The sequence below is a fragment of the Bacillota bacterium genome (assembly GCA_040754675.1).
Lineage (GTDB): Bacteria > Bacillota > Limnochordia > Limnochordales > Geochordaceae > Geochorda.
The window spans coordinates 1-4,312 of sequence record JBFMCJ010000360.1; the positions used below are offsets into that span (position 1 = coordinate 1).

Genomic DNA, 4,312 nt, shown 5'->3' on the forward strand with positions numbered 1-4,312 from the left:
TTGGGTGGTGGGGGTTGGGTTTGGCAGGTGGGGCGGGTGACTGGCGGTCAGTCAGCAGGAGAGAGGGCGAGGCAGGCGATGCCTCAGGTTGGCCTCGCGGTTGCAGAGGTGCCCCGCCTTTCGACGAAGGCGACGAGCCGATCCAGGAACTCCTGGCTCGCCCCCTGGGTCATTATCCGCTGCCGCTCCCGCTCGAGTTGGGTTTCCAGCGCCGGTAAGAAAGCAGCGTTGAGCAGGGCCTTTGCGCCGCCATACGCTGACGTGGCGCCAGAAGCGAGCTGACGCGCCAGGTCGCGCGCTCGGCCTGCAAGGGCATCGGCGGGCACGACCTCATGGACGAAGCCCCACTCGTACGCCTTCGGGGCGTCGAAGACAGGGTCGAGGAGCACCAGCTCCGATGCCCTGGCGTACCCGAGAATCTGGGCCACGATCACGGTCCACCCGCCGTCCGGCACCAGGCCTATCGAGGTGTAAGCCTGCCTGAACTTCGCGCCTTCTGCTGCAAGGCGCAAGTCACAGGCGCCGGCCAGGCTCATCCCGGCTCCCCCGGTGGATCCGTTGATGGCGGCGATGACGGGCTTCTCCATCAGGCGCAGGTCGACGATGGCGCGGTGCAGCAGCATGGTCAGTTCAGCAAAGAACGTCCGGGGATCGCCTCCGCCCCGGACGTGCTCCCAGGCGGCCTTCATGTCCCCACCCGCGCAAAATCCCCGGCCGGCGCCGGTGAGGATCACCGCCCGCACGGCCTCTTCCGCCGCACACGTTTCCAGTGCCCGCACCAGTTCTCGGGCCATCGTGGCGTCAAGGGCGTTGAGCACCTCGGGGCGATTCAAGGTGATCGTCGCTACCTTCTGATCCACCGAGACCGGCACCGCTGCGCCACCCATCTACAACCTCTCCTTCATTCCTTTGCGGCCCAGGCTCACCCTCTGTGTCCACTTGAATTCTCATGAAAGTATTCCCGGCGGATGTAAGCTGCCAGCCGCTGCAATCCAGGCTGGATTTGGGCCAGGGTGGCGCTCATCACCGACAACCCGAGGTAGTCGCCACCCCCGCCGTCCACGAAGTATCGTGGCCCCTCCCGGAACGCCACGCCGTGGTGGGCCGCTGCCGCTGCGCTTGAAACGCCCCCACCTCGACCGGCCTCTGGCAGGCGCACCCACACCGATAGGTGGGCCTCCGTCAGTTGCCAATGGCTGCCCGCCGGAAGGTACTCCGGGAGCAGAGCGGCCATCCGGTCACGCCGGGCGCGATACTCCCGCCTCGCCGTCGCCAGGTGCTGATCAAGGTGCCCCTGGGAGGCGTACTCGACCACAGCCGCCTGGCTGATGGTATTCGTGAAGGAGTCGGTTAGGGCCTTGGCAGCCGCAAGCCGGCGCACCAGCGCGGGCGGCCCTGCCACCCATCCGACCCGAAGCGCCGGACAGATCACCTTCGAAAACGTGCCAATGGAAAGAACCCGGCCCGGTTCGTCCATCGCCTGGAGCGGAACCACGAAACGGCCGCCGCACAACAGTTCGTCGGAGAAGAGGTCCTCCACGATCAGGACCTGGCGGCGAGCGCAGAGTTCGAGAAGCTGCTGGCGCCGGGAGTGGGACAGGGTGACGCCGGTAGGGTTTTGGTGCGTCGGGATCGTGTAGATGAATTTCGGCTGCACCTGCTCAAGCCGCGCTTCAAGGCGATCGATGCGCATTCCCTCTTCGTCGACGGGTATGCCGACGATCCGGGCCCCGGCGTATCGCAGGACGTCAAGCGCGGACGAGTAGGTCGGGTCCTCAGTAAAGACGGCGTCACCAGGCTCGAGCAACGTCTGGGCCAGCAGGCTGAAGCCCTCCCGAAAGCCATTGACCACCAGCAGCCCCTCGGAGCTGGCGGCGTGGATTCCGTGCCGGCGCAGGCGCTCGACGAGGAACTCCCGAAAGGGCCCGTACCCCTCAGGGGGCGCATACCCAAGCAGGCTCGCGCCCTCCCTGGCGAGAACGTCCCGGAACGCCGCTCGAAGCCGCTCCACCCAGGCATCGTCCTCGAGCACCGGCTCGCCCGTGAAGCGGATGAGGCCTGGATATGCAGCCTCGCTCTCGTCAGGGCCGGCCAGAGCCTCGGCCCGCCGGCCTTGCTGCGAAAGGAGGTGCGCCCACTCGTCGGAACGTACGGCTGCCTCTCGAGCTGGCCCGGCTCCATCGCGCGCTGCGTTCAGCGAACGTCTCGTCCGCAGTGCCGTCCGCGGCCGGCAGCCCGATTCAACGAAGATGCCTTTCCGGGGAATCACCTTCAGGCAGCCGTCAGCGACCAGTTCATCGTACGCGCGCATGACCGTGTTGCGGCTGACCTTGAGAAGGCGCGCCATCTCCCGTGTTCCCGGCAGGCGGGCATCGGCAGGCAGGGTGCCTTCTCCGATAAGCCTTCCGATCTGGACGCGTATCTGCTTGTGAAGGGGCGCCTCGCTGCGGCGATCCAGATCGACCATCATGGGGACACAACCCCCGACCTATGCTTCAAGTCAACCGGAAGGGCTGTCGCCTTTTCGACAGATGACCTTCTCTGAACCGATTGTTACCCCGCACCCTCCTTCGATTACGAAGCTGCCCCCCCGTTCTCTGATACCATCATACCGCTGCGCCACAGAGCCCGCCAGGATGCCGGTTTTGAACGCACTCACCCGGGCAGCCACTCGCCGGCCCTCCCCCCTGCCACCTCTCAGGACGCCCGGCAGGCAATACGAAGAATACACGCAGGGCGTTGAGGAGCGAGGACCAGGCAGGCCCGCTTTTCGGCCCGCTCTGGACCTATTGCAACGGATCGAACGGCCCGGAGCAGCCACAGCGGGGGAATACCCGCTCGCCCGTGGATCTCGCCAGGCCGTACCGGAAGTGAGATGCTCCTTGTGCACGGTGACGCCGTTGGTCCTTCAGGATGGGGGTGAGCAGGGTGGAGATGCGCTACCATGGCGTCGGAAGAATACTGGACGCGAGCGGCCCCCTGTATGCGCAGGCGCTCGACCAGATGCAGCGTCTGCTGGTGAAGGCCGAACAGGAACGGCTGTCCGGACGAAGTTGCGCTTGACGGCGGCTCGTCCCGGCACTTAAGCTGGTGCCGGCGGAGAACGCAAGGGGAGTAGCTACCCGGCGGCTCGTGCCGGGGGGACGGTTCCGTCAGTACGGCGAAAAGCCCGGGCCGTCCGTGCGTGGAAGCCAGCAAGACCTTGGCGTCAGCGGTGGCGTCAAGGTCTTTTTCGTTTCGGCCGAAGCCGTCGCTACGAGGGGGCTCTTGGGATGGTGAACGGAACCATCGGCTCGCCCGTACTTTGGGTGGGCTTCACCGGGCTGGTCCTTGCCTTGATCTTGCTCGACCTCGGCGTTTTTCACCGAAAGGCTCACGCGATGTCGTACCGCGAGGCCCTGCGGATGAGCGTGTGGTGGATTGCCCTTGCGCTTGCCTTTAACGCGGGCGTTTACGTGGCCTTCGGCCGGCAGCCGGCTCTGGAATTCCTGGCCGGCTACCTCATCGAGAAGGCGCTGAGCGTCGATAATCTCTTCGTCTTCCTCGTCATCTTCTCGTTGTTCGGCGTTCCCGCAATGTACCAGCACCGGGTCCTGTACTGGGGCATCGTGGGTGCCATCGCGATGCGTGCCGCTTTCATCCTGGTCGGTGCCGCTCTTTTGAGCCGGTTCCACTGGATGGTCTTCGTCTTCGGCGGCTTTCTCGTCCTGACCGGCATCAAGATGCTGCTTCATCGCAACGCCGAACCCCGCCCGGAACGCAACGTCCTCTTCCGGCTGTTTCGGAGGTTTGTGCCGGCTGTATCCGAATATCATGGAGCGCGCTTTACCGTGCGCCAGGGCGGCCGGAGATTTGCAACCCCGCTGCTGCTCGTCCTCGTGCTGATCGAGGCGACGGACCTCGTCTTCGCCGTCGACTCCATCCCCGCCATCTTCGCCGTAACAAGGGATCCGTTCATCGTCTACACGTCCAACATCTTCGCCATCCTGGGCTTGCGGGCGCTCTACTTTCTGCTGGCCGGCCTGATGGACAGGTTTCGCTACCTCAAAGTCGGTCTCAGCTTCGTGCTGGTGTTCGTCGGCATCAAGATGCTCGTAAGCGACCTCTACAAGGTGCCGATCGGCGTCTCCCTGGCCGTGATCGCGATTCTGCTGGGCGCCTCTGTGGTCGCATCCCTGAGGTATCCGCCCGCGGCCGCGACCAGGATGCGGCGAGAAGGAGCGGCGGGACTATCCTGATGGCAGGGCAGCCGGGGGGGCGGCGAACGGCCCCCCGCCCCCCCCGGGCCCCGGGAGGGGCGGGGGTGTGCCCC

The 4,312-nt window shown here is 65.6% G+C and carries 4 protein-coding genes; 2 read left to right on the forward strand and 2 right to left on the reverse strand.

Annotated elements, in window-relative coordinates:
* Positions 1-83: 83 nt before the first annotated feature.
* On the reverse strand, positions 84-887 hold the full coding sequence (locus AB1609_16800) for an enoyl-CoA hydratase-related protein (GenBank protein ID MEW6048105.1): 804 nt from the start codon (positions 885-887) through the stop codon (positions 84-86).
* A 35-nt stretch (positions 888-922) separates the two neighbouring features.
* Complete coding sequence (locus tag AB1609_16805) at positions 923-2,470, reverse strand: PLP-dependent aminotransferase family protein (protein ID MEW6048106.1); 1,548 nt, start codon at positions 2,468-2,470, stop codon at positions 923-925.
* A gap of 449 nt (positions 2,471-2,919) precedes the next feature.
* Between AB1609_16805 and AB1609_16810 the strand changes: the two genes are divergently transcribed.
* The gene (locus AB1609_16810) at positions 2,920-3,063 is read left to right on the forward strand and encodes a hypothetical protein (protein ID MEW6048107.1); all 144 of its coding nucleotides are present in this window, start codon (positions 2,920-2,922) and stop codon (positions 3,061-3,063) included.
* Between the two features lie 209 nt (positions 3,064-3,272).
* Positions 3,273-4,238, forward strand: coding sequence for a TerC family protein (locus AB1609_16815; protein MEW6048108.1), 966 nt, complete (start codon positions 3,273-3,275; stop codon positions 4,236-4,238).
* Positions 4,239-4,312: the final 74 nt, after the last annotated feature.